The following is a 266-nucleotide window of genomic DNA, read 5'->3' on the forward strand; positions in this document are numbered from 1 at the left end:
CGAGAATCGAGACGTACAGCTCCTTCGAGCCGGACGGCATGCGCACCCCGACCCGGTCGCCGCGGCGCACCCCCGCCGCGTGCAGGGCCGCCGCGGTTCGCCACACGCGCGCGAGCAGCTCGCGGTAGCTGAGCGCACCCGACCCGTCGTCGATCGCGGAGGCCTCCGGATGCCGGGACGCCACGTCGGCGAGGATATCGATGAGGGTGCGCGCCGGTGGGGCGAAGCTCGTGCGGTCGAGCAGCTCTTGGCCGGAAATCGCGGGG

Annotated in this window: 1 protein-coding gene; it reads right to left on the bottom strand. The window is 73.7% G+C overall.

Annotated features, from left to right (window positions below; translation table 11 throughout):
- Positions 1-266, bottom strand: a 266-nt coding sequence (locus ACZ3HH_RS30295) for an AMP-binding protein (RefSeq protein ID WP_465810303.1), incomplete at both ends; no start/stop codon positions are given.

The organism is Pseudomonas sp. PME37.24/025 (assembly GCF_055556615.1).